This is a genomic window from Sapientia aquatica, from assembly GCF_004358105.1.
Lineage (GTDB): Bacteria > Pseudomonadota > Gammaproteobacteria > Burkholderiales > Burkholderiaceae_D > Solimicrobium > Solimicrobium aquaticum.
The window spans coordinates 691,067-717,421 of the sequence record NZ_SMYL01000001.1; the positions used below are offsets into that span (position 1 = coordinate 691,067).

The window sequence follows — 26,355 nt, forward strand, 5'->3', positions numbered from 1 at the left end:
TTTTTAATCGAGACCCATGAAAAAAATCGTCTTTGCATTCGCCTTATCGCTGCTCCCTATTTATGTTTTTGCGCAATCGAATTTAGAAATAATCGGCTATTTCCCCGGCTGGAAAGTGGTCGGCGCACAACCCGCAACGATTAGCTCAGCGAGCATTAATGCAAAGAATTTGACCGCCATTAATTACGCCTTTTTGGATATTTGCTGGGACGGACAACACGGCAATCCCGGTGTTACCGAGCCGCCTGATGTGGCCGATTGCTTGGATAGCAGCGGTACTAAAATTACTCCACCCAATGGTTCTATCGTTTTAGGTAATCCACTGTGGGATACGACCTTGAACGGCCAAGGACATGACAATCTGGGTAAATTGGTCGCGTTAAAAAACGATAATCCCAAGTTAAAATTATTCGCCTCGGTTGGTGGTTGGAACTGGTCAAATCGTTTTTCTGTCACCGCCGCAACGCAAGCAACGCGCGATAATTTCGCCAAGTCCGCGTTGGCATTTTTGCGTACTTACCATTTCGATGGGATCGATATTGATTGGGAATTTCCGGGCAATATCGGTATTCCATGCACCGAAGGGCGAATCTGTGACAATCCAAATGATAAGAAAAATTTTGTTCTGTTAGTCCAAACGCTGCGCCAAACACTGGTGCAAGCGTCTTTAGAAGACGGCAAGCGCTACTACATTACGATCGCGTCTGCTGCATCGCCTAAATACATTCAAGGTCAAGTTGGTAATGAGAATTGGCTCACCGCCTTGGCGCGCAGTCTTGATTGGATCAACATCATGAACTACGACTATCGCAGTCCGTTCGATGCCACCAGCGGCTTGCATTCGGGCTTATACCGCGATAAACATGATCGTATTCCGAACGCCAAGGTCAGCAATGGCGACGCAATGGTTAGCATGACGCTGCGTTACGTTCCGGCTGATAAGTTGGTCTTGGGCTTGGCGTTTTATGGCTACGGCTGGGCTTCCTGCAAACCTGGGCCAAACAATGACGGCTTATTCCAGCCGTGTAAAGGCGGTGTGAATAACACCGGATCGAACTTTAATTTCAGTGATTTAACCGGACAAGGTTATTTGCACAAAGATGAGCAGGGATTGTTCACCATCGGCGGACTAGGTTTTACGCGCTATTGGAACGAAGCCGCCCAAGCGCCGTATTTATATAGCCCGACTTCGGGCACCTTTATTAGCTACGAGGACGAACAAGCGATTCACGCTAAGACCAACTACCTACTCAAAAAAGGCTTAAAAGGCGCGATGTTTTGGGAATTAAACGCGGATAAAAATCAAACCTTGGGCAAAGTCGTGGCGAAAGATTTGTTGGGCCGGTAAAGTCAATTGCTAGCCCAGCGATAAATTTAGTCTTCGCTGTCGCTCAAGGTATAGCCAATATTTCGAACAGTGCGTACCAAGCGCAGCTTGGCATTGCCATCGATCTTTTTTCTTAGATTGCTAATGTGGACTTCTAAAAAATTGGTTTTGGGATCGAAATAATATTCCCACACATTCTCAAGCAGAATTTGCCGTGTCAGCACTTGTTTTTGGTTTAGCAGCATGAATTCCAACAACGTAAATTCACGTGGTTTGAGCACCAATTTTTTGCCAGCGCGCGTCACTTTTCTGCTCATGCGATCCAATTTTAAATCCGCAATCGACAACTCGTTGGTTCCAACCTTGGCTTCCGCTGCGCTCGGTTGCGAATAGAAGTTGAGTAAAGCTGCGGAATTTTGCTGCTCGATGACGTCATTCAAATGGAGTAACTCTTGAATTCCCATTTCAATCCTAGCGAAAATTTGGTGCACGTTGCTATCGGATTGGATTAATCGCTCAATTTTGCTGTAAATTTCCATGGAGGTCCTTTGAGCTTATCTCTCATTGGTGATCGTATTGCTGAGATCAATCGAATTGAATGAAGTAATGATTGGATTTTACACATAATTTCTACAGGACAATAAGATTTATGGGCAGAAACTTTATTGACCTAAATCCACATAAACCCGTATGATCCGCTAGCGGCTTAACAATTTTATAGACGCGCCCTCATGATTACCGGATAGAACCCAATGTCGTCAGAATCGGAAAAAATAATTTTTGCCAAGCTATCTTCCTTAGAAGCTGAATTTAAAGAGCTGCGGCAGGGCTATGTGGTGGTGACCAAGCGGTATAACGACATATTAGGTTCGCTCAAAGAACTCACCAATAACTCAATGACTGCGGCAAAAAATGCAGCCGATGCGGCCGAGTTCTCGGTGCAAGCTTGCCGCAAAGCCGCCGCAGCAGCGAAAGACGCTTCCCAGCACTCGTTTTCGATCGCAGCAGAACAAGCCGTTGAGGCCGCCACCGCCGCTGCCGCTTCCGCCTTAAATGCGGCTGCCGCCGCCGCAGCAGCAGCGGCCGCAGCAGCCTTGGCCGCGGCGCATTTAGCCGAAGAATCATCTGGTCAAGCCTCAGCCGAAGCAGCGGCTGCGACCGTACGCGCAACCGATGCCGCATCCGAGGCGGCGCGCTTGGCGCGGGAAGCCCGAATCTTCGCTGATGGCATCAAAATCGACAAGTTACCGTCATCAGAATCCTGATTTCAAAAAAACTCGCTATTGAAAAGTATTGCCAGAGCGCGAAGTAGCAAGCCACCTTTGCTTGTTGCTCGCGTTTTTGTGTTTAGCGCGAGAATTCACCGCTAAATAAATTACTCGCTTCGACCATTTCTCAATCCTCTGGCCGATAACTAGTCGGCCTGCAGTTCACTCCTCTCTTAGTAGTAAGTTCAAATTAAGCGCAATTGTCTCGGCCCACAAGTAATCCTTGGAATTGTTCCAAGCAAACGGAGCGGCAAGTTGTAATCGCCGTATTGATGCCTACTTGTTGACCTCCTCGACCAACCATCGGCTGTTATTAAAAAAATTTAATAAATTAAGTTTTGCTAAGGAGTTGTTTCTGGTTGCGATATTCGTCATCGCGCGGCCCGTTGGCCTATATCATTTGCAATCCGTTAGAGATGTGGGGTGAAGCGGTTTGCTGCAGGTAGCGATTTATTTCCGCCAATCTGATTAATTCGTTTGAAAACTATTCTGAAAGAAGTCGATGACGACAAACGAAATCCAATGGAAATGGGAATTATTGTGCGATGAATTCGATAACGCTAAACAAAATTACATCCAGCATTTTTCTCCCCTGATGGGCAATGTTAGGCTGGCACTGGAAACCGGCAACCTAACAATCAATGTCGCCGAAATCGATGCTGCGGAAGATGCGTGGAATCAGTGGGTTGACGTTCAACAAGAAATCAAACTGTTTATTGAATCGGCTAAATAGCGCGGGTTGTGCAGATTTTGCAGTTTGTGCCAAATCGGCGGGCTGACTCATCATTTCCATTCCCTCTCGCTTTGCCTTGCGACTAATTCAGTGATTGTTCTGCATGGCGGTGCGATCGAGCGCACTCCATTTGCCTTTGTTTTCTTCTCAAATCGCCACCGACGTTTTCTGCCTGCATCTAATTCGGCCGATCTCGAATTACCGTTTTTTTCAAATTCCATCAAACCTTCACACCCTCAACTCAGTTCCTCGGACTTTTATTCCTTAGGTTAAAAGTCGCATTTATTTCAAAATATCAACTTTTTGATTGTAAATTGCTGGATGTTAACTATCCTTAAGTGCCACTTGTTAGAGTAAAAGTGGACGACTAGCGATGGTTTCTTCGTCCGATTTGGCCAAACAGTAGCAGCGGCGATGTATTAGATTTTTCATTTAGACAGAACGAATTTGGAGCAAATTATGACGGAATGGGTGGAGAACGTATCAATTGCGAGGCGACTGGCCATTACTTTTATTATTACCTTGATACTTTCGATTACCGCCATTGGGGTAGGAATTTATCGGCTTAATAAAGTCGATGAATCCACCAAAACCATGATTTCGGGTTCGCTGACAACCGAGCGCTTGATTAGCGACTGGTATCGCAACGTGCATACTGGAATCCGCCGCGCTACCGCAATCGCCAAGAGTAACGATCCTTCGTTGCCAGTTTATTTTGCTGAAGAAGCCGCGGCATCGAGCAAGCAATCGGGCGAGTTGCAAAAGGCTGTGGAGCCGCGCCTTGAAACTGACGAAGAACGCGCTTTGTTTGCCGAAATAGGCGAATTACGTAAAGTCTATTTGTCGTCCCGCGATCAAATTGCCGCTCTAAAAAAACAAGGTAACAACGACGAAGCCAATCAGGTTCTAGATCAGAAATTTGCCCCAACTGCCAAAGTGTATTTGGAAAAAATGGAGAAGTTACTCGCGATTCAACGTAAAGAAATCGACGGCATTTCTAACGGCATCAGCGAAGTCAACTCCAGTAGCCGCACCTTAATGATTGTCTTGGCCGTGCTGTGTTTATTGCTAAGTGCAACATTTAGTTGGATGCTCTCGAAAACGATTACTAACCCGATTGATAAAGCGAACGATCTGGCCCATAACATTGCCAACGGCGACTTGACCGCTCACATTAGCTCTGGCGGACGCAACGAATTGGGGCAATTGCTGCGTAATCTGGACGCGATGCAGGGTAGCTTAATTCGACTTGTTACCCGCGTGCGTGATGGCTCGTCCAACGTGGCGATGGCAAGTGCTGAGATTTCCCAGGGCAATAATGATTTGTCCAGCCGAACCGAGCAGCAGGCCGCGACCATTGAGGAGACATCGTCCAACATGGAAGAACTCATTGCTAACGTCAATAAAAATTCCGAGTCCGCCAACGTGGCCAACAAGCTCGCGCAAGATGCGGCGAAGGTGGCTTTGGAAGGTGGTGAAGTGGTATCTCAAGTCGTGAGCACCATGCAGGGCATCCATACTTCGTCGAGCAAGATTTCTGAAATTATTAGCGTCATTGACGGTATTGCGTTCCAAACCAATATTTTGGCCTTGAATGCTGCGGTGGAAGCTGCCCGCGCAGGTGAGCAAGGCCGTGGCTTTGCCGTGGTCGCGTCGGAAGTGCGCTCGTTAGCGGGTCGCAGCGCGCAAGCCGCTAAAGAAATCAGTCAATTAATTAGCGACAGCGTTGAGCAAGTCGGCAAAGGCACGCGCTTGGTTGATAAAGCTGGTAGCACGATGACCAATGTCGTGGATTCGATCAATAAAGTGACCGAAATCATGGGAGAAATCAGCGCAGCCAGTGCCCAACAATCACTCGATGTCGCGCAAGTCGGCAAAGCGGTGGTGTATATGGACCAAGTCACGCAGCAGAACTCAGCCTTGGTAGAAGAAATGGCCGCTGCGGCAATGACCTTAAAAGATCAAGCTGATGAGCTTGTTGGAATTGTGGATGTGTTCAAAATCAATTCTTCCGATAACGCTATGATGCACGACGTTTTGCGTATTCGGTAATGTCTGAATTGGCGCTTTCACAGCGCGCAGGGCGAGATTTTCTTTGACCAGCATCGGCCACGACGCTAGTTAAGTGGGTGGTCGGGAGCACGCGAAAATACGGGAAATCGTATAATTTGCCTTCCGTTGAAAACTCTTCCACCCATTCGCCATTACCCAAACTAAGCTAATCAATATCTCAACGCCCGATGGCGTTTGCGATACTTTTATCGCGCATCCCGACACCGGCGCGCATCCGGCCGTTATCCTATTTATGGACGCTTTCGGTCCACGCGAATATCTGTACCAAATGGCGCAAAAGCTGGCTTCGCACGGCTATTACGTTTTGCTGCCAAATATGTTTTACCGTGTTAAATCGCCGCCAGTCATTGATATTCCATTCCCATTAAAGCCTGCCGACATGCCCGCTGCGGTTGATCAAATCATGGCGTTACTGAAAACGCTTACGCCTGAAATGGCGATGCGAGACGTTGATGCCTTCATTGATTTTTTGGCTGCGCAAGAAAATGTGCTCCAAGGGAAAATCGGCACAACCGGTTATTGCATGGGCGGCGCGCTTTCCTTGCGCACAGCCGCACGTCACCCTGAAAAAGTGGCCGCCGCCGCGAGCTTTCATGCGGGCAATTTAGCGAGCGAATCGCCCGACAGTCCGCATTTGTTGCTCAATAAGATCGCCGCGGAAATCTACATCGCCAGCGCCGATCACGATAAATCGATGCCGTCCGAACAGATTGATCGTCTTAACACCGCCTTGACCACCATCCACGCCAAGCACCAAGCCGAGTTGTACAAAGACGCAATCCATGGATTCACGATGGCGGATTTACCCGCATACAATGCGGCAGCGCTGGAGCGTCACTGGGAAAACTTATTGCCATTATTGGCGCGCAATTTAGCGCAGTAATCTGCGCTGGAGAATTCAAAATCAGGCTGGGATGATTTTCCAGCCTTTTTTTATAGCCCTCATCAGTAATACCAATTAAATACCTATTGACGCCATATTGATCTGACACTACAGTTGCACAGCTCCAATTTACTTACCTTGAGGTAATGCTGTGCCACCTGCCAATTCTCCCGTACAACGTATTCGCTCCATCGACGCCTTTCGCGGCTTGACGATTTTCATCATGATTTTTGTCAATGAATTAGCAGGCGTTAAAGGTATTCCGTACTGGATGGAACACATGCCAGCCAATGTTGATGGCATGACGTTTGTGGATGTGGTGTTTCCCGCCTTTTTGTTTATCGTTGGCATGTCCATCCCGTTTGCTATCGCTAATCGGATCGCCAAGGGCGACAATTTTTTTCAAGTGCAAAAACATATTTTGATGCGCACCTTGGGCATGCTGGTGTTGGGCGTTTTTATGGTGAATGCGGAAGAGGGCTATAACCAAGCGGCGATGCCGATGTCGATTTTTAGTTGGTCGTTGTTGTTTTATGGAGCGGCTTTTTTAGTCTGGCATGTGCGTTTGTTGAAGTCAGCGCAGGCGGATTTGGCGCTTCGTATCGCTGGCGTGCTTGTGCTGGCGTACCTCGCATTGATTTTTAGAGCCGGTGATGGAAGCGCCTATTTGACTCCGCAATGGTGGGGAATTTTAGGCTTGATTGGCTGGGCTTATTTGCTCGGTTCGGTGTGCTTTCAACTGACGAAAGGCGATGTGCGCCGATTGCTGGCGCTGTTGATTCTGTGCGTCGTTTATTACGGCTTAGCGCATTCGCATTGGGCGGTGGCTTATCCTTTGATTGCGCTAATCTGTCATTGCGATTTAACGGCGGCGCATGGTTCTATCGTGCTGTGCGGTGTTATTACTAGCCAATTATTTTTCGGCACGGCAGCGAATCGCCACAACGATTTTCAACAGCGTTGTTTGCGCGCCATTGCCTTTGCCAGCGCTTTAGCATCTGCCGCATGGGCCTTGCGCCCAGAATGGCCGATTTCAAAAATCGCTGCTAGCCCAAGTTGGTGTTTGTACAGTTCGGCAATTTGCGTGGTGATATTTATGCCGTTGAATTATTTAGTCGATGTTCAACAGCGCCAAGGCTGGATGCGTTTGTTTGAGCCAGCCGCGGCGAATCCTTTGCTGACCTATTTACTGCCTTTCATCGTGTATGCCGCGTTAGAGGCGCTGCACATTCCTATGGCCGATTGGATGCGGCAAGGCGCAACGGGCATGGCGTGGGCGTTGGGCTACGCGCTGCTGATATTGCTGTTAGTGCGCGGTTTAAATCGGTTGAATTTGCGGCTGCAACTGTGATCGGTTTTCTTCATTCCCCAAAGACCTCTGCAATTACATTGCGTAACCACTGATTGCCCTGATCTTGGTTGTAGCGCCGATGCCAAAACACGTTGGTTTGCAATGAATCTAATTTCAGCGGGTGTTTGTGGTGCACCAGCTTAAAGGGCAGGGCGGCGCTTTCGGCTAATTTCTGTGGCACGGTCACCATCAAATCACTATGACTAACGATGTAAGGCACGGCGGTAAAGTGCGGGATGCTGAATTTAACTTGTTCCAGAATACCGGCCTGATCGAGTTGCTGGTTGATTTTGTCGTAAGGACTTTCTTGCGAAGCGACCATCAATTGTCCTGAGCTAAGCATGTGTTTTAGCGTTAATTTTTTTGAAGCGCACGGATGATCGGCGCGCATCATTACCACATAATTTTGTTTGAATAGCCGCCTGTGATAGAGCGCTTCAGAGACTTCATTAAATGCGCCGATGGCGAGATCAATTTTTCCTAATCCTAGCTCCGCGGTTAAATCTAAGCCGCCGGTGCGCAAGGTGCTGATTTGAATATGCGGCGCTTGCTGCTGGCAATGTTGGATTAGCCTAGGCATGAAGTACAGTTCGGCCACGTCTGTTAGCGCAATGTTGAAATGCCTAACGCTGTTTGCCGGATTGAATTGCTCCTGCACGTTCATCGCTTCGGTCAGTCCGAGCAAAGCAAGGCGAATCGGTTCGGCCAAGCGGTCGGCAAACGGCGTGGCTTGCATGCCTTCTTTGGTGCGAACAAATAGCGCGTCGTTAAAGGTTTTACGCAATCGTGCCAAGGCATTGCTGACCGCTGGTTGCGATAGGTTTAATCGTTTAGCGACTGAGGAAATCTGCTTTTCTTGGAATATTTCATTAAACACGACTAATAGATTTAAATCGATTTCGCGTGGATCGAGCATAGTCGCCTCCTGTGTCGGGTGCCTGTGCGGTGACACCATTATTCATAAAATCAATGGTCAGTATTTTAGTATTTATATCGTAAAACTGTCCAGATTGTTTTACCCTAGCGCGATAGCTGTTTTTGAATCTCAACATAGTACGGAGACACGATCATGGAGTTGCGCTATCAAACAGGTTTTGGCAATGAATTTGCCACCGAAGCATTAGCTGGCGCGTTGCCAGTCGGACAAAATTCGCCGCAAAAAGTCGGCTATGGCCTATATGCCGAACAAATCTCCGGCACCGCCTTTACCGCGCCGCGCAGCCATAACCGCCGCACGTGGACCTATCGGATTCGCCCAGCGGCTGTACATTCCGAATTTAAGCAAATCGACAACGGTTTAATCGTTAGCGACTTTACCCAAATCCCCGCCACACCTAATCAATTGCGTTGGAATCCGCTACCGCTGCCCAGCGTTAAAACCGACTTCATCGCAGGTTGGGCCACAATGGCCGGAACTGGCTCGCCCGACGCGCAGACTGGTTGCGCGATTCACTTGTATGTCGCCAACGCGGATATGGAAGGGCGCTATTTCTATGACGCGGATGGCGAGTTATTAATCGTGCCGCAGCAAGGGCGCTTGTTGATTAAGACCGAATTAGGCCAGTTAAACGTTGAACCGCAAGAGATAGCCATTATTCCGCGTGGTATTCGCTTCCAAGTCATGCTGCCAGACGGCGTAGCGCGTGGCTATATTTGCGAAAACTTTGGCGGCGCGCTGCGCTTACCGGATCTCGGCGTTATCGGCTCCAACGGCTTAGCCAATCCGCGCGATTTTCAAGTGCCGGTTGCGACCTACGAAGACAAAGAAGGCGAGTTTGAATTATTGGCTAAATTTAGCGGTAATTTATGGCAAGCTGCCATCGGTCATTCGCCCTTGGACGTGGTGGCTTGGCACGGCAATTACGCGCCGTGTAAATACGATTTGCGCCGATTCAATACGATAGGCTCGATTAGCTACGATCATCCCGACCCGTCGATATTTTTGGTCTTGCAAGCGCAAAGCGATACGCCGGGCGTGGATACGATCGATTTTGTGATCTTCCCGCCGCGCTGGTTAGCAGCCGAAAACACGTTCCGCCCACCTTGGTTCCATCGCAATATCGCGGCCGAATTCATGGGCTTGATTCATGGCGCTTATGACGCGAAGGCAGAAGGCTTCGTGCCTGGCGGATCGAGTTTGCACAACTGCATGTCGGGTCACGGCCCAGATGAAGCCACGTTTGAAAAAGCGTCCGCCAGCGATACTTCCACGCCGCACAAAGTCGCTGATACCATGGCGTTTATGTTTGAAACGCGCACCATCCTGCGCCCAACCAGCTTTGCGATGCAAACGCCACAACGTCAAGCTAACTATGCCGATTGCTGGCAAGGTTTGGCAAAACACTTCACACCGGAACAACAATAATGAACACACTCAACGCCACCCATAACCCGCAACTCAAAAGCTGGATCGCCTCGGCCAATCTGGCCAATGCCGATTTCCCCATCCAAAACTTGCCGTTTGGCGTATTTGTCGCGCACGGTCAAACGCAAGCGCATGTCGGTGTTGCCATTGGTGACGCGATTCTCGATTTAGCGGTGGTGCATCAAGCTGGTTTGTTGAACTTAGGCGGCGACAATAACGCCGTTTTTAACTCAAGCAGTTTGAACGCATTTATCGAACTAGGAGCAGCGACTTGGAGCCAAGTGCGCGCCCAGATTAGTGCGTTGCTCAGTGCTGATAATCCGCTGCTGCGCGATAACCAATCTTTGCGCGACCAAGCAATCATTTTGCAAAGTGCGGCCAAGATGCTGTTGCCAGTTGCCATTGGCGGCTATACCGATTTCTATTCTTCCAAAGAACACGCTACCAACGTCGGTTGCATGTTCCGCGACCCGAAAAATGCCTTGCTGCCCAACTGGTTAGAAATCCCCATCGGCTACAACGGACGCGCCTCATCGGTCGTTGTGAGCGACACGCCAGTGCGTCGCCCCAATGGACAAATCAAAGCGCCAACCCAAGAGCGCCCTGAATTTACCGCCTGCAAAAAACTCGATATTGAATTAGAAACCGGCTTCATTATTGGACGCGGCAATGCCTTAGGTGAACCAATTGCCTGCGCCGATGCAGAGCAACATATTTTTGGCATGGTGTTGCTAAACGACTGGAGCGCGCGCGATATTCAAACCTGGGAATACGTCCCGCTGGGCCCATTCAATTCAAAAACTTTCGCCACCACTATTTCTCCGTGGGTCGTAACCTTAGAAGCATTAGCTCCTTTCAGAGTCGCCACCCCAACGCAAGAACCACAACCCTTAAGCTATTTACAGCACCAAGTCGGTGTAAATCACGGCGTCGATATCCATCTAGAAGTGCAATTAACACCCGAGCAAAGCCAGCAACCGAGCACAATTTGCCGCACCAATTTCAAACACATGTATTGGAGCATGGCGCAACAATTAACCCACCACACCGCATCCGGTTGCAACACTGCCGTGGGTGATTTAATGGGTTCTGGCACAATCAGCGGCCCAACCCCAGATTCGTTTGGCAGCTTGTTGGAATTAACCTGGAACGGTGCCAATCCCTTAACCTTAGCGGATGGCAGCACGCGCCAATTTATTCAAGACGGGGATGAGTTGACCTTAACCGGCTGGGCGCAGGGCGAGCATTACCGAGTCGGTTTTGGCGAATGCAGCGGAAAAATTTTACCGGCGCATCGTCTTAAATAAGTGTCGGAAATCCTCGGAACAAAAAATGCCGTTCAATCCAATGAGCGGCATTTTTTGTCTTCGTGTTTTGCACTGGGAATTGGCACTAAGGGGAGTTTGCGTGGGCGGCAAGACATCTTTATATTGAGTGAATCGAAATTCGCTACTTCGCAGAATATGTAGCGCTAAATCCTTGAAATGATATTCGTGGGAGAGCCAGCTTTGTGCCCTAAACGGTCAGATGCAATCCTCGGAAGCGGACATTCAAATCGAATAAGACCTGTAAAAATGCCCCTCATCCCGTAAATTCCTACTGACTTACGCAGGGGGGTATCTCAAATTCAATTGTTGGATTTTCCACCGACTTCTCTGCGAACGTCACGTACATACCGTCGACCTCGGAATGAGCAATAATTGCGATCCCGCTCTTGAATTTGTATTGAACCGAATTTTCATCTGGGTTTAATTCTAATTTGACTTTCGATTTGGAGATATTTAAACCAAGTGTGCTAAGAATGTCTCGGTCATCCCATCTTGGGGAAACCACTATTGGGTACAACTCACCTTTGCGTTTTCCATAAACCAACCTGCTAGCACAACCGTTATCGGCTAAATGGGAGGAATCATCGATACCCTTACGTGACACATATTCTGCTATTTGTCTAATACGTTGATCAGCCAATTCTATTTGGCATGACAAGCGCATATCACCGGCACCATTTCCTCCGGCGGCCAACGACCAAAAAAAATCACATTGCTTCAATTGATACTTTCGAAAAGTCGCGATCGAATCCAAGAACGCTTTGATCGATAGGTTTTTGTAATTCTCTTCCTCGTCCCATGCAAGCAATGATCCAACTGCGTGTTTCTCGGTTTCTTGAAGCTGATCATCGATTTTTGACTCAAGCTTTTCCAGGCACGATCTGCTCTCCGCGTGACCATACAACTTCTCGCATTCCGTCAACTCAAGGTTCTCTGCATGCAATGTTATCGATGCGAGGCAAATAAACGCGCAGCTCAGTATTTTTAAGTGTTGAGTCATAAGTATCGGGCTATCGATAACCGTAAATAAAAGTGTCGAAATTGTTTGTATGTATCGGCTACGCAGATTGATTATGCTGATGAGATCGTTCATCCCAAACAGGATAGACAGGCGGTGGTTCGTTGTGGGATTTTCGGTATGATTCGCGAAAATTTGTCATCATGCCGACCACGTCCTTTGTATCATAATCGACCCAGTAACCCCATAATCGTCCGTTAAATGCCCAACCACGATACCGGAGTAGCTCCATTTTTAGCTCAGTACGTTTTTTGTCTGAATAGCTCCAAACAATCTGTCTAGTGTAGGTGATTCGATTTTGATCTTTTATGATGTGAATATCCTCAACATCTCCCCAGCATGTAAATTTTTTGTAGGAGAATAATCTGTAAGTGAACCTTCCGGGTCCAAATCCAACCTAGCGAAGGTGCCCTTGATCATCCCAAAGATGGCCCCCATTATTCCGATCCAAGCGATAAATCTAATGTAAGCGGGGCTGTTCATCTGAAGTATGAAGTAACAACCAATTAATGCGGCAATGCAATGAATCCATAAGAAATCCAAGGTTGATTTCAAGGTCATTTTTTGGAGCGTCTCTTCATTAATCATTATTTTTTTTGTTCAATATTTCATCAAATTTGCAATCGAAAATTTCGAATCAGAGCTGTTTTTGTAAATTGATTCGACCGTCCGTAAAGTGCCGAACCCAGCCATTTCAATCCAAAACTTCGGCTAGCATTAACTGGCAAATAAGAAGCAATCAGACTTCCTAATGCGCACTTAACCCAAGAATAAACAGCAGGAATAACACCACCATCACCACAGCCACTAGCAGTAAATAGGCGGTGCGCCACAAGGTTTCCCAAGTGCTTAGTTCATAGGTTCCGCGTAATTGTCTAAACATGTGCACTGGCGGCAGGATGATGCATAGAATGCCCGCTAGTGGCCCTAATTCCAGGTCGGCCAGAATAAAAAATACGCCGAAAAATAGTGCCATAAACGATAGCGAATACAAGGTAAATACCGCATGGTCGAACATGCTGATTCCTCTGCGCCAAAAAAATACCAGCCATAAAAATGGCAGCGAAACCGGCACCAAAATTAAGGCGAATTTATAGGCGTAGCTTTTCATCTTGTACATAAATAGATCGGGATTGTCTTTTACGTGTTGGATGCTTTCTTTGATCCATTTGATTTGGTCGAATTGGATGTGGGCGCCGTTGAGATTTAGGACATTGTTCTCGGTGAGATTGCCGCTTGCATCGATGAGCGTTTCGAGTTGCTTTTGCGAGCTTTGCTCTTCTTGCAGTTGTTCGGTTAATGCGTCGGAATTCTTGCCAGCCTTTTGGGCTGCTGCAATATCGTTCTGTAACTGGGCAATTTGTTTTTTGGTTGCGTCTAATTCTTCTTTGACGCCTTTTTTAACTTCGAGGCCCACTTGTTCGGCAGTGACTTTGCCATTTTCGGTAACGTTGTGGTGATCGCTGCCAAACGACATCGCAAAAAACATAAAAAACACGCTGAACAAAAACAGCGCCAAAGGTGAAATAAAGCGCACCCGTTGGCCGTCGATGTAGCGCCGCGTTAATTCACCCGGAAAGGCAAACAACAGTGGAATCGTGCGCCAGCCTTTGGCGTCGAAATGCCACAGCCCGTGCGCCATTTCTTCAATCAGGTGCAATAAGGAGTGATGCACATGGGCCGATTGGCCGCATTCGGGGCAGAAGTTGCTAGTGATGGGCGTAGCGCAATTGCCGCAGCTGGTGTCGTGCTGTGGGCTTGAATGCTTGGGATGTTGGTTCGATGGCAGAAGGTTTCGCAGTGCGCTGGCGACAGTCATTAATTTTTCCCCTTGGAAAGTTTGCATGATTGTGCCGCAAGATTTATAGCGACTCAAGAAACAATTGAGGCGCCACGCGCAAACCAAGTGCTAATAAGCCACAAAGCATAAAAAAAGGTGACCCCAACTGGAATCACCTTTTTACTAGACCCGCAATAACTTAACGATGAAAATCGAGTGAGCTGCTCAATCCGCAGTGAACAAGACTTTTACCGATGAATCAACCGCGCTCTTTTCGATGTAGCCAATCGCGTTCAGATTCGAACCAACGAGCTTTTTTACCTCGGCGGAGCTGGCGACCTCTTTTGGAGGTGTACCTTTGCCCGAGAATACTAAGCGTGACCAAGCGGATTTCACTTGGGCTTCACTTTTGCCGGTGACTTTGTCGTAAAACGTGCCACGGATTGTGCTGCCTGAGGATTGATCTAACGGCAGGGCGGTTGCGCCGGAGGGAAACTTATCGGTTTTACCTAAAAAGATCCCTGAGATTTGATCGGCATTTAGATTAGCCACTTCACTTTTAACTCCAACCACTACCGCAACTTGGGCAAACGCGGAGTGAGTGCAAATCAGTGTGACGGCAACAAATACAAATTTGATGAGATTTTTCATGTTTTATGCTCCCATTAGAATACGAAATCAACTGCAAGACTGAATAAGTTAGTGTTTCCCACCGGTGGATGTCCGGTCACCTGATTCAAGGCACCATCGGATCCACTCGGAATAGTTAACTTTTGCACTTCAGCCTTGATGTCATAGTTCTTCCCTGCATCCCAACGCACGCCAAGTGCGCTAGTTTTCTCCGACGTATCACGTAGCAACCCATTGACGCCTGCGATTAAAACTGGGACGGTTCCTTGTACGACTGGTGGTAGCAAAGGTGAAACAGGCACTTGGGCTACCGAGGTAGCGCTCTTGATGTGGCGACCCGAAAAGCTCACATACGGGGTAAATTTATCGATGCGATAACCCAACGTGGTGTACCAAGCCGAGGCGTTAGAGACGTAAGTTGAACTGGTTCTGCGCTCTACCGCCTCCGCAGAAGCGACCCAATTACCGGAATCGAACGTGGCGCCAATGCCGGTAAAGCTCGCGAACTTACCATTAACCGACAACTGGTCGGCGATGCTGCCGAGTTGACTTAGGCCAGGTGCCGCAGAAAAAGCGTGCAGTCCACCGAGCAGAGTGTTAAACGGAATTAAGCCAGTACCATCGGTTCCTAAGTGCGATTTGTTTGAACCAATGCGTACCGTAAATGGCCCATTCTCTAGGGTTACGTTTATGCCGATAATGTTCTTCAATAGGACGATATTATCGTTTTCCCCGCTACCTCCAATCAATGTCGAGGCTTTGCCGCCCCAAACCTGACCGTTGATGGTGGTGTTACCAAATGAACCGGAATACAAAACGTCCGCGCCGTCGAACGAGCGCACTGGAACCAAACCGTAGACGTCCACTGGAGTACGCACTGTTAAATTGGTGTAGCCCACGTTACGGAAATCGCTAGTCATAAATAACGGTGCGCCGATACGACCTACGCGAACGTTAAAGGCATCGTTCACTTTTAATTTACCAAATGCCCATTCCATCGCAGGTGCATAGGAACCTTTGGCATTTTGTTTGGAGAATACTTGCAAAGTGGCCGAGAAATCGGAATTAAACTTGGCATCTACTTGCGCACCAGCTTTAGTATCTGGACCAAAATCGCTAGTCTTAGTCGCTCCGTGTCGTTGAAAGCCGGTAGTGTAGACACCATCGTCGGTATTGGTCTGAACAGCGCCCACCGTACCGAATCCTGACAATGTCAGGATGGATGGTTTTGCGTCTGGTGTTGGATCGTCAGCCAACGCGTTAGCTGACAAAGTTAAGGCCAAAAGGCCTGCGGTGCCATATGCACAATGTTTAAACATAGTTTTACCCCCACTGGTTTTATGTTTTTCGACAAATTAGAGCGTTTGCCCTATTAATTTACTTTAGGAAAGTAAAGCCGGGATTTCAAGGAGGAATGCGGGAATGTCGTATTTAGGCGGGACAACACGGGTAGGGGATGGGCAAATGTGAAGTGGGATTTTATTAATTGTTAGAAAAAGCAAAATGTTTAATTGCTACGGGCTAATTCCTCGAATTCCGTGAGAGCGACTGGGCGGCTAAACAAATATCCTTGGTAAGCGTGACAACCGGCATTGGATAAAAACTCGCGTTGCTCGACCGTTTCAACACCTTCAGCGATCACGTTTAAGCCAAGGCTTTTGCCTAAAGCGACAATTGTTTTGGCGATGGCCGCGCCGTTCGGGTCGCTGTGCACATCTTTGATAAACGACTGGTCAATTTTTAACTGATCCAGCGGCAAGCGCTTTAAGAACGAGAGCGACGAAAATCCAGTTCCGAAATCATCCAAGGAAAATCCCACGCCCAGTTCTTTGATCGACAGCATTTTGTGAATAATATCGTCCAAATTTTCAATCAACATGCTCTCGGTCAGTTCGAGTTTGAGCCGTTGAGGATTCGCGCCTGATTTGTGAATAATATTGACCACCGTTTCGATAAAATCGCTCTGCCTAAATTGCAACGCGCTGACGTTGACCGCCAACACCAATTTATTCATGCGCGGAATTTTTTCCCATGAGGCCAACAGTTTGCAGGCGGTTTCTAACACCCAATTTCCCAATGGCAGAATCAAGCCGGTTTCCTCTGCGAACGGAATAAATAGGGCAGGGGACATCATGCCTTGTACGGGGTGCTGCCAGCGCACTAAAACTTCCGCGCCAGTTAGTTTGTCGCGGCTATTAAATTGACCTTGGTAGTGCAAAACGAATTGGCCTTGATCAAGCGCTTGGCGAATATCGTCCTCTAAAGTGGCGTGTTGCTTCATGGCCGACTCAAGACTTGGATCAAAAAAGCGCACCGAATTACGGCCGGCCTTTTTCGATTTATACATCGCCAAATCAGCTTGCTTTAACAGTTGATCGCTTGAGCTTTCTTTGCCATTAAATAAGGTCACACCGATACTGGCTGAGCTGTGATGTGCGACTTCACCGAGCTGATAGGTTTGATTGAGCGACGTTAATAGCTTCAATGCCGCTGTTTTGGTTTTGCTCGCGGCGATGTCCGAATCGGTTCCTAAGTTGGATAACAGCACGATAAATTCATCACCACCAAAGCGCGCCACTGTATCGCCTTCGCGCAGATTCAACATCAAATTATCGGCCACTTGTTTGAGGATTAAATCGCCTTTTTGATGACCTAGTGTGTCGTTGATATTTTTAAAGTGATCGAGATCGATAAACAATAACGCGCCATAAACACCGCTGCGTGCTGACATGGCAATCACTTGGTTTAAGCGGTCTAACAGCAAGGTGCGGTTCGGTAATCCGGTGAGCTGATCAAAATACGCCAGTTCAAAAATTCGTTCTTCGCCTTTTTTGCGGCTGGTAATATCTTCACCGATGGCGATGTAATTAATGATGTTGCCGTTGCCTTGGCGGATAGGCGTGATGGTGGTTAGTTGGATGTATTCTTGGCCGTTTTTGGTGACATCAATCAGTTCGCCTTGCCACGTTTCACCTTGGACTAATTTGGCCCACATTTCTCTAAAAACATAAGCCGGTGTTTTTCCGGATTTTAAAATGCGCGGATTTTTGCCGATGACTTCGTCGCGGTGATAGCCGTTTTTCTTTAGGAAGGCGCTATTTACGTATTCGATTTCAGCGTCTAAATTGGTGATGATGATGCAACCGGGACTTTGCTCGACCGCTTGAAAGAGCTTAAAGCGTTCCGTTTCCATCGCGATTTTTTCGGTCAAATCACGTGCGAGTGCAATCATTCTGCCACCCGGTAATTGGCCGGTGGTAATTTCCACGCAAACGGTGCTGCGATCTTTTTTATGCAGCAACCATTCGCGCCGAGTAAAGCGCGAATACTGCGTGAGCGATAAATATTCTAATAATTCGCCCGGACGCTCTTCATAAATTAAATCGGTAAAACGCAAATGGTTCAATTCCTCTTGCGTATGTCCGGTGAGTTTAATGGCGTTGGGATTGGCATAAACGAAGTCGCCGTTGTGATTGCTAATCCAGATCGCATCGCCCGATTCGTCCAATACTGCTAATAAATCCAGCTCAGCGATTTTTTGCTCGGTAATGTCTTCACGCGCGATGATTAAACCGCTGACTTGGGCTTGCTCGTTTTTCCACGGATTGGCCAGCAAACGAATCCAGCGTTGACTGCCGCCTTCTTGTTGCCAAATTTTTTCTGAGCTTTGTAAATCGGCGCCCGATAGTGCTTGTTGCAAAATCTCGTGCACAAACTGGTTGCTGTCTTGGTCGTGCTCTTTGTAGGGCAGACCGTTCAGATCGGATAAGCCATGTCCGTTTTCCAGCAGCCATCGTTGGCTGTACGCGAGGTAATTCATTTGTTGATCGACCATAGCCAAGCCGATTGGCGCATCCTGCAATAGAGCTTGGTAATGCTGATGCTCGCGCGCTATTTTCTTTTCACGCAATTTGTCATTGCTAATTGATTCGAACAGGCCAACAAAATGATCCGGCTGGGGCGTGTAGATCGACATGCGAAACCATTCACCAAGTGTTGGCACGAACACTTCAATTTGTTCTGGTCGGCCACTGTTGGCCACACGCTGGTAAATCGCCAAACGTTCTAATTGTTTTTCGTCGGGCTTGATGAACTGACTCAGTTTTTTACCTGTGACGTTGGCCAGCCCAGTAATTTGCTCAAACGCGGGGTTGACTTTGAGGTAGATGAAATCGACCGCTTTGCCATTTTCATAGATTAACTGGCAATATTGAAAACCATTGAGCATGTGGTCAATGATTTGGTGGTAGGTCTCTTTGGTCTCGGTTTTTGCGGCCTCAACTTGCAAGCGTACGGTGCGTGATTTTTGGCCGATTCCATGCACCAAGCGCACTAATGCAGCAGCCATTGCCAATAAACCCAGTGTGGCGATGGCCACAAAGGTGAAGTTGGAGCCTAGCTGTAGGGAATCAGGAACTAGCATGTTTTCCTGGAATGTTGGACTTTAGTGAATAAAATGCACCAATGTGAAATTGGTCTGGTGACAATTCACTATAGTTTTATTGGGTGTTTATACAAGTTGTTCCTGCCCAAGCGTGGTTTGGCTATGCCGGTTGGGTGATTTCAAAACGGGATTTTCAATAAAAATAGTAAATTAATATCAATTGCTGATGATTTTTAATAATGTCAGCGGCCAATCGTGGGAAGAGGTTTATGTCCTTGCAGCATCACGGTATAATGCCGCTCTTCGTGCAACCCAGCAGTAACGGCACCTTCGTTGCTGCGTCACTACTCTCTCGCTATGTTGATTCTGCCAGGCTCTAACGCCCTGTCTTCTTTCCGTACTCAAGGTCTTTTGTCCCGCTTACAAGCACTCGATCCAGCTATTGACGCAGTGACCGGACGCTATACCCATTTCATCGATTCGAGCAGCCCCTTGTCGGCGGACGAGTTGACTCGCTTATCCGCCTTGCTAACTTACGGCGAAGCATTTGTGACCAATGCGCAGTTGGAGCAATCGGCTGATTTATTCGTCGTGATTCCACGTTTCGGCACGATTTCGCCCTGGGCGAGTAAAGCGACCGAAATCGCGCACAACTGCGGCATGACTCAAATCAAGCGTATTGAGCGCGGCATTAGCTACCGCGTACAACTCAAAAAAGGCGTAGTTGCCAGTGTCGTGTCCTCCATCACCGGACACCAAGCCGCCACACCAGAAACATTAATCGAGCAAATCGCCGACTTGTTGCACGACCGCATGACCGAAATCGTGCTGCGCGACGAAAATGCGGCCGGTGGCCTGTTCCAGGAATTAACCGCGCAACCCTTAGCCTTTGTCGATATTTTGGCGGGCGGTGCAGAGGCGTTAAATAAAGCCAATTCAGAATTAGGCTTAGCGTTGTCGGAAGATGAAATCGCCTATTTGTTTAAAGCGTTCACCGACGCCAAGCGCAATCCAACCGACGTGGAATTGATGATGTTCGCGCAAGCCAATAGCGAACATTGCCGCCATAAAATCTTCAATGCCGATTGGATTATCGACGGTCAACAGCAAGACACGTCGCTGTTCTCGATGATTAAAAATACCCACAAATTGGCTCCACGCGGAACCATTGTGGCGTATAGCGACAACTCATCGATTATCGAAGGCGCAACCGTGTCACGCTTTTATGCACGCGGCGCGGCGCAGGGCAATGAATACAAGGCCAGTGATGAATTAACGCACACCTTGATGAAGGTTGAAACGCATAATCACCCAACGGCAATTTCACCATTCCCAGGCGCATCCACGGGCGCTGGCGGTGAAATCCGCGACGAAGGCGCAACGGGTCGTGGTGCCAAACCAAAAGCAGGTTTAACTGGTTTCACCGTATCCAACTTACGTTTGCCGGGTCACATTCAATCGTGGGAAAACGATGCTGACGTAACCAGTAAAAAATCGGACGCAGCCGCGCAGTATTACGGCAAACCAGATCGCATCGCAAGCCCATTGCAAATCATGTTGGATGGTCCTATCGGTGGCGCATCGTTTAACAACGAATTCGGTCGTCCAATTTTGGGTGGTTATTTCCGTACTTATGAGCAAAATGTCGCAGGGCAGGTTGCTGGCTACCACAAGCCAATCATGATCGCTGGCGGTATGGGCAGCATTTCGGATTTGCACACCTCCAAACACGCTTTGCCGGTTGGTAGCCTACTGATTCAATTAGGCGGACCTGGCATGCGCATTGGTATGGGCGGCAGCGCAGCATCCTCGATGGCGACTGGCGCGAATACGGCAGATTTGGATTTTGATTCAGTCCAACGCGGCAACCCAGAAATGGAGCGTCGCGCGCAAGAAGTCATTAATGCGTGTTGGGCGATGGGACCAGACAATATTATTTTGTCTATCCATGATGTGGGCGCGGGTGGTTTGTCGAATGCCTTCCCAGAAATCACCAATGACGCCAAGCGCGGTGCGATTTTCGATTTACGTCAAATTCCGCTGGAAGAATCCGGCATGGCGCCGAAGGAAATCTGGAGTAACGAATCGCAAGAGCGTTATGTATTAGCGATTGCGCCAGAAAATCTGCCGCTGTTCCAATATTACTGCGAGCGTGAGCGCTGCCTGTTTGCGGTGGTCGGCACAGCCACCGAAGAGCGTCAATTAAAAGTGATTGATCCGCTGCACAACAATGCGCCGGTCGATATGCCGATGGATGTGTTACTCGGCAAACCGCCAAAAATGCTGCGCGACGTCAACACGGTTGCGAACAATTTCCCCGCAATCGACTTAACCGGTGTGGCTTTAGCTGACGTGGCGCACAAAGTGTTGAGCTTGCCAACGGTGGGCGATAAATCGTTCTTGATCACCATTGGTGACCGCAGCGTGGGCGCAATGTCGGTGCGCGATCAGATGGTCGGCCCTTGGCAAGTGCCGGTTGCCGATTGTGCGGTAACAGCGATGAGCTTTGAAGGTAATTTGGGTGAAGCCATGGCAATGGGTGAGCGTACCCCGTTAGCCGTGGTGAACGCCGCGGCATCCGGTCGCATGGCTGTTGGTGAAACGATTACCAATATGGCGGCCGCTGCCATCAACGATATTTCTGACATTAAATTGTCGGCCAACTGGATGGCCGCTTGCGGTCAACCGGGCCAAGACGCGGCGCTATTCGCCACCGTTAAAGCCGTTGGTTTGGAATTGTGCCCAGCGTTGGGATTATCGATTCCGGTCGGTAAAGATTCTTTGTCGATGCGCACGACTTGGAGCGATGAAGGCCAAGCAAAATCGGTCACGTCGCCAGTATCGTTAATCGTTTCTGGCTTCGCACCAGTTACCGATATTCGCGCCAGCTTAACGCCGCAACTCAAAAATAATGCAGGCGACACGGTGTTGATCTTGATCGATTTAGGTCGTGGCAAACACCGCTTGGCAGCCTCGGCTTGCGCGCAAGTGTTGCAGCAATTGGGTAACGATGTGCCGGATGTGGATAGCGCGGAAGATTTAAAAGGCCTGTTTAACGCGATTCAGCAATTGAACCGCGACAAGCAGATTTTGGCTTATCACGATCGCTCCGATGGCGGCTTGTTCACCACCTTGTGCGAAATGGCTTTTGCTAGCCGCATGGGCTTGGATATCAATGTCGATATTTTGGCGCTCGATGCAGGCGATGCAGCCGATAGCGGCGATGCTAAAAACTGGGCCGCACAAATTGCCGAACGACGCAACGAGCGTACGATTCGCGCTTTGTTCAATGAAGAATTAGGCGCAGTCATCCAGGTGCGCGCCGATCAAAAATCGGTGGTCATGGATGTGTTGCGCCGCTTTAATTTGGGCGCATGCAGCCACATTATCGGTAAGCCAAATAATGGCGCTGATATCGCCATTACACGCGACGCGAAAGAAATCTTCAAACAATCGCGTTCTGAATTACACCAAATTTGGAGCCGCACAAGCTGGCAGATGGCGCGCTTGCGTGACAATCCAGCGTGCGCTGATTCCGAATATGCACGCATCACTGATGCATCCGATTTGGGCATGCAGCCTAAATTGACCTTTGATCCGCAAGACGATATCGCCGCTCCATTCATCGCAACCGGCGTGCGCCCGCGGGTGGCGATTTTGCGTGAGCAGGGTGTTAATTCTCATGTTGAAACAGCGTATGTGATGCATCAATCGGGATTTACTGCGGTGGATGTGCACATGAGCGATTTGATTTCGGGTCGCGCTAAGTTGAGTGATTTTGCTGGCATTATCGCCGTGGGTGGATTCTCCTACGGTGACGTCTTGGGTGCTGGTGAAGGTTGGGCTAAAACGATTTTGTTTAACGCGCAATTGGCCGATCAATTCTCAACCTTCTTCCAACGCAAAGACACCTTCGGCTTAGGTATTTGCAACGGTTGCCAAATGCTGTCGAACTTGAAGTCAATCATCCCTGGCGCGCACGCTTGGCCTAAGTTCACACGGAACAAGTCTGAGCAATTTGAAGGTCGCTTTGTGATGGCAGAAGTCACCGCAAGTCCATCGATCTTTATGCAAGACATGGCAGGCACACAAACTCCAATCGTGGTTTCACACGGTGAAGGTTTTGCTGATTTTTCCACTACCGGTAATTTGTCGGAAGCCTTAGTTGGCCTGCGTTTTGTCGATCATCAAGGACGTGCAACCGAAACTTATCCGTACAATCCTAACGGTTCTCCACAAGGTATTGCTGCCGTGACGACGTTGGATGGACGTTTCACCGCCATGATGCCGCATCCTGAGCGCGTGTTCCGCACAGCAATTCATTCGTGGAGCCCAGAAGGTTGGGGCGAATATTCCCCTTGGATGCGCATGTTCCGCAATGCGCGTAAGTGGGTGGGATAAGCACTTAGCTTGTAATTGAAAAAGCGCATCAGTTATATCTGATGCGCTTTTTTTATGGCTGATTTAGAACTGCAGTTAGATCGATTTTTGATTGACCCGTTTTGATAATTCTTGCGCTGTTTCTTTACGCTCGCTGTAACGTGACACCAAATAGGGCGCAACATCGCGCGTCATCAGCGTGAATTTCATCAATTCTTCCATCACATCGACGACGCGATCGTAATAAGCCGACGGCTTCATTCGACCTGCTTCGTCGAATTCCAAAAAGGCTTTGGCAACCGACGATTGATTTGGAATCGTAATCATCCGCATCCAACGTCCCAAGATACGCAGTTGATTGACTGCGTTAAACGATTGCGATCCGCCCGAGACTTCCATTACCGCCAAGGTTTTGCCCTGAGTTGGTCGCACTGCGCCAACGGATAAAGGAATCCAATCAATTTGCGCTTTCATAATGCCTGTCATCGCGCCATGACGCTCTGGTGAACACCACACCATTCCTTCGGCCCATTGCGCCAGTTCGCGCAATTCTTTTACTTTTGGATGTGACTCTGGCGCGCCATCTGGCAAGGGTAAATCTTGCGGATCAAAAATACGTACTTCACCGCCCATAGCAACCAATAATCGTGCCGCTTCGAGCGTTAATAATTTACTGTAGGAGCGTTCCCGCAACGAGCCGTATAACAGTAAAAACCGCGGCGGATGCAGCGCTGCTGATGTTGGAGTGAGCTTGGATAAATCCGGTTGCTCAAATAAATCGCTCTGCACATTAGGCAGGCTGAGATCGCTCAAAGGCACAGGTTTCTCGCTTATCTGGTTGATGTCGCTTGGGTTAATTACGGCTTGCACTCGTACCAATTTTTGCTGGAGTTGACCACTTTAACCACCAACAACATCACCGGCACTTCAATCAACACACCAACGACTGTCGCTAAGGCGGCACCAGAATGAAAGCCAAATAAGCCAATGGCGGCAGCAACGGCTAATTCAAAAAAATTGGACGCGCTAATCAAGGCTGACGGACAGGCTACATTATGCTTTTCGCCGAGTGCCCGATTGAGCCAGTAGGCTAGCGCCGAGTTAAAAAATACTTGGATCAGAATAGGCGCCGCCAATAATGCAATGACCAACGGTTGCTCCATGATGGCGGCACCTTGGAATGCAAACAGCAAAACCAATGTCGTCAATAACGCACCAATCGACCATGGGCCTATTCTTTGCATCGCTAGATCAAATGCCAAATGACCTTTAACGAGCAATGCTTTACGCCAAACTTGCGCCAAGATGACCGGAACGATGATGTATAAAACGACCGAAGTAATTAAGGTTTCCCAAGGTACGGTAATCGCTGAAATTCCTAATAAGAACGCGACTAACGGGGCGAAGGCGAAGATCATGATCGTATCGTTGAGCGCTACTTGCGATAAGGTAAACAGCGGGTCGCCATTGGTCAGTTTGCTCCATACAAAAACCATCGCGGTGCACGGCGCAGCGGCTAATAAAATGAGGCCAGCAATATAGCTGTCGAGTTGATCGGCGGGTAAATACGCGGCAAATAAATGACGGATAAAAAGCCAGCCGAGTAGGGCCATTGAAAAAGGTTTTACCAACCAATTTACGAATAACGTTACGCCTATGCCTTTGACATGCTGTTTGACTTCGTGCAATGCGCCAAAATCGACTTTAACTAGCATCGGAATAATCATCACCCAAATCAAAATTCCAACGGGAATATTGACGTGCGCGAGCTCCAATCTGCCTAACACTTGAAACGCGCCGGGAAATAGTTGACCGAGTGCGATTCCGATCACAATGCACAAAAATACCCACGCGGTTAAATAGCGCTCAAAAATAGTCACAGATTTTCCTTGATTGATTTAAATGTGAGCTAACTTTTTAAGCTCTTGTTGGATGCTTAATGCGTCCAGTTTTTCGATTGGTAATGCCGATAGCAGCTCAATGCGCTTTTTTAAACCATACATCACGTCTCTAAATGCGCGCCGCTTCTCTTCGTCGCTGCCTTGGACTTGTGAAGGGTCAGGAAATCCCCAATGGGCTGTGGCTGGCTTACCGGGCCAGAATGGGCAAACTTCGCCAGCAGCGTTATCGCACACTGTGATGATGAAATCCATTTTTGGTGCATCGGGTAAGCCGTATTCATCCCAGCTTTTGGAGCGCAGTTTATCTTCGGGATAGCCCATTTCCTTAGCTAGTTCGGCTGCGAACGGATTGACTTTGGTCCCCGGTGTAGAGCCCGCCGAATAGCCAACGAATTTGCCATTGGTTTGTGTGGAGGCAATCGCTTCGGCTAGGACCGAGCGGGCCGAATTATGGGTACACAAAAAAAGAATGTTATAGGGTTTCATCGTGGCTTTTCCATAAATGTAATAGGCATGCAAGATTTCCCACCGCAGCAGTTATCCATTAAAAAGCTCATTAATGCATCAACCGTGGAGGCGTTGGGGCGATAAATTAAATTGCGGCTTTGTCGCTCAACCGAGATCAGATCGGCGTTGAGTAATTCCTTCAAATGAAAGCTGAGCGTGGCATTGGGAATGCCCAGCAGTTCATTAATTTGGGTCGGAGTTAGCCCGACATCGCCTTTTTGGACAATTAGGCGAAATACATTCAGTCGGGATTCTTGTCCTAACGCGACAAAGGCTTGGACGGCATCGGTAGTTTTCATATTTCTATTATAATCGAAATATAGTTAATGGGCAGAAATTAATTTGGATCACGTTGAGCTTGTTGCTATAACCAGAAAAACAAAACGCGCACTAAATTGAATTAGTGCGCGTTGCTGTGTGGTGCCAA

20 protein-coding genes are annotated in these 26,355 nt (G+C 48.4%); 9 read left to right on the forward strand and 11 right to left on the reverse strand.

Features of this window, described 5'->3' with window-relative positions; all coding sequences use genetic code 11:
• Positions 1–16 precede the first annotated feature (16 nt).
• On the forward strand, positions 17–1,348 hold the full coding sequence (locus E2I14_RS03160) for a glycoside hydrolase family 18 protein (protein ID WP_133325309.1): 1,332 nt from the start codon (positions 17–19) through the stop codon (positions 1,346–1,348).
• Between the two features lie 26 nt (positions 1,349–1,374).
• Here the strand turns inward: E2I14_RS03160 and E2I14_RS03165 are convergent, their stop codons facing one another.
• Positions 1,375–1,866 carry a winged helix-turn-helix domain-containing protein gene (locus tag E2I14_RS03165; RefSeq protein WP_133325311.1) on the reverse strand — a complete coding sequence of 164 codons (492 nt, stop codon included), beginning with the start codon at positions 1,864–1,866 and terminating at the stop codon, positions 1,375–1,377.
• A 213-nt stretch (positions 1,867–2,079) separates the two neighbouring features.
• Here E2I14_RS03165 and E2I14_RS03170 point away from each other — a divergent pair, with 213 nt between their 5' ends.
• The 5 genes from E2I14_RS03170 (at position 2,080) to E2I14_RS03190 (ending at position 7,635) form a co-directional block, all read left to right on the forward strand.
• Entirely contained in the window at positions 2,080–2,592 is a 513-nt protein-coding gene (locus E2I14_RS03170) for a hypothetical protein (RefSeq protein WP_133325313.1), read from the forward strand.
• A gap of 505 nt (positions 2,593–3,097) precedes the next feature.
• Entirely contained in the window at positions 3,098–3,328 is a 231-nt protein-coding gene (locus E2I14_RS03175) for a hypothetical protein (RefSeq protein WP_133325315.1), read from the forward strand.
• A 459-nt stretch (positions 3,329–3,787) separates the two neighbouring features.
• Entirely contained in the window at positions 3,788–5,380 is a 1,593-nt protein-coding gene (locus tag E2I14_RS03180; RefSeq protein WP_133325317.1) for a methyl-accepting chemotaxis protein, read from the forward strand.
• A gap of 208 nt (positions 5,381–5,588) precedes the next feature.
• A complete protein-coding gene (locus E2I14_RS03185; RefSeq protein ID WP_227544582.1) occupies positions 5,589–6,284 on the forward strand; it encodes a dienelactone hydrolase family protein in 696 nt (231 codons plus the stop codon).
• 151 nt (positions 6,285–6,435) lie between these two features.
• Positions 6,436–7,635, forward strand: coding sequence for a DUF5009 domain-containing protein (locus E2I14_RS03190; protein WP_133325321.1), 1,200 nt, complete (start codon positions 6,436–6,438; stop codon positions 7,633–7,635).
• Between the two features lie 10 nt (positions 7,636–7,645).
• Here the strand turns inward: E2I14_RS03190 and E2I14_RS03195 are convergent, their stop codons facing one another.
• Positions 7,646–8,551 carry a LysR family transcriptional regulator gene (locus E2I14_RS03195; RefSeq protein ID WP_133325323.1) on the reverse strand — a complete coding sequence of 302 codons (906 nt, stop codon included), beginning with the start codon at positions 8,549–8,551 and terminating at the stop codon, positions 7,646–7,648.
• 153 nt (positions 8,552–8,704) lie between these two features.
• Between E2I14_RS03195 and hmgA the strand changes: the two genes are divergently transcribed.
• Both hmgA and fahA read left to right on the forward strand, forming a co-directional pair.
• On the forward strand, positions 8,705–10,000 hold the full coding sequence (hmgA, locus tag E2I14_RS03200) for a homogentisate 1,2-dioxygenase (protein ID WP_133325325.1): 1,296 nt from the start codon (positions 8,705–8,707) through the stop codon (positions 9,998–10,000).
• Positions 10,000–11,307 (forward strand): fumarylacetoacetase, encoded by a 1,308-nt coding sequence (gene fahA / locus E2I14_RS03205; RefSeq protein WP_133325326.1) that lies wholly within the window; start codon positions 10,000–10,002, stop codon positions 11,305–11,307. Before hmgA ends, fahA begins: the two co-directional genes overlap by 1 nt.
• Positions 11,308–11,596: 289 nt before the next feature.
• On the opposite strand, the gene E2I14_RS03210 is transcribed toward fahA, so the two are convergent.
• The 5 genes from E2I14_RS03210 to E2I14_RS03230 all read right to left on the reverse strand — a co-directional run bounded on the left by E2I14_RS03210 (position 11,597) and on the right by E2I14_RS03230 (position 19,179).
• On the reverse strand, positions 11,597–12,421 hold the full coding sequence (locus E2I14_RS03210) for a lysozyme inhibitor LprI family protein (RefSeq protein ID WP_133325328.1): 825 nt from the start codon (positions 12,419–12,421) through the stop codon (positions 11,597–11,599).
• 673 nt (positions 12,422–13,094) lie between these two features.
• Entirely contained in the window at positions 13,095–14,192 is a 1,098-nt protein-coding gene (locus E2I14_RS03215) for a DUF3667 domain-containing protein (RefSeq protein WP_133325330.1), read from the reverse strand.
• A gap of 159 nt (positions 14,193–14,351) precedes the next feature.
• Positions 14,352–14,777: a type 2 periplasmic-binding domain-containing protein gene (locus E2I14_RS03220; protein WP_133325332.1), complete on the reverse strand. Its 426-nt coding sequence runs from the start codon at positions 14,775–14,777 to the stop codon at positions 14,352–14,354.
• Between the two features lie 14 nt (positions 14,778–14,791).
• Complete coding sequence (locus tag E2I14_RS03225; protein ID WP_133325334.1) at positions 14,792–16,075, reverse strand: hypothetical protein; 1,284 nt, start codon at positions 16,073–16,075, stop codon at positions 14,792–14,794.
• Positions 16,076–16,263: 188 nt separating this feature from the next.
• Positions 16,264–19,179, reverse strand: coding sequence for a bifunctional diguanylate cyclase/phosphodiesterase (locus tag E2I14_RS03230; protein WP_133325336.1), 2,916 nt, complete (start codon positions 19,177–19,179; stop codon positions 16,264–16,266).
• A gap of 318 nt (positions 19,180–19,497) precedes the next feature.
• Between E2I14_RS03230 and purL the strand changes: the two genes are divergently transcribed.
• On the forward strand, positions 19,498–23,541 hold the full coding sequence (gene purL, locus E2I14_RS03235; RefSeq protein WP_133325338.1) for a phosphoribosylformylglycinamidine synthase: 4,044 nt from the start codon (positions 19,498–19,500) through the stop codon (positions 23,539–23,541).
• Positions 23,542–23,616: 75 nt separating this feature from the next.
• Here the strand turns inward: purL and arsH are convergent, their stop codons facing one another.
• From arsH to E2I14_RS03255, 4 genes are read right to left on the reverse strand one after another with little or no spacing between them, the layout of a single operon-like run.
• Complete coding sequence (gene arsH / locus E2I14_RS03240; RefSeq protein ID WP_264757049.1) at positions 23,617–24,333, reverse strand: arsenical resistance protein ArsH; 717 nt, start codon at positions 24,331–24,333, stop codon at positions 23,617–23,619.
• Positions 24,334–24,377: 44 nt separating this feature from the next.
• Positions 24,378–25,418 carry an ACR3 family arsenite efflux transporter gene (arsB, locus tag E2I14_RS03245; protein WP_206105575.1) on the reverse strand — a complete coding sequence of 347 codons (1,041 nt, stop codon included), beginning with the start codon at positions 25,416–25,418 and terminating at the stop codon, positions 24,378–24,380.
• On the reverse strand, positions 25,419–25,907 hold the full coding sequence (locus E2I14_RS03250) for an arsenate reductase ArsC (RefSeq protein ID WP_133325342.1): 489 nt from the start codon (positions 25,905–25,907) through the stop codon (positions 25,419–25,421).
• A complete protein-coding gene (locus E2I14_RS03255; RefSeq protein WP_133325344.1) occupies positions 25,904–26,227 on the reverse strand; it encodes an ArsR/SmtB family transcription factor in 324 nt (107 codons plus the stop codon). The genes E2I14_RS03250 and E2I14_RS03255 overlap by 4 nt, the downstream gene beginning before the upstream one ends.
• Positions 26,228–26,355 lie beyond the last annotated feature (128 nt).